This is a genomic window from Janibacter sp. CoH_79_TC_3 (assembly GCF_058197955.1).
Map to the genome: position 1 here is coordinate 1 of NZ_JBXWIV010000193.1, position 240 is coordinate 240.

Consider the following 240-nt stretch of genomic DNA (forward strand, 5'->3'; position numbering starts at 1 on the left):
GTGGAATAACCCAGAAGGAAGCAAAGGAACTTGGCTTATTTGTACTTCCGATGCCTTTTATGATTGACGATACGGAGTACTTTGAAGACATCAGCCTGACACAGGAGGGCTTCTATGAGAAGTTAGAGGGCGGTGCCAATGTGGTAACCAGCCAGCCTTCCCCGGATTCGGTCATGAAGCTGTGGAATGATCTTCTTGCAGATTATGAGGAGCTGGTTTACATTCCGATGAGCAGTGGAT

General features: G+C 47.5%; 1 protein-coding gene. It reads left to right on the forward strand.

Annotated features, from left to right (window positions below; genetic code table 11):
* Positions 1–59: 59 nt before the first annotated feature.
* On the forward strand, positions 60–240 hold a 181-nt coding region (locus tag AC2FA3_RS15595; protein ID WP_490510388.1), incomplete at its 3' end, for a DegV family protein.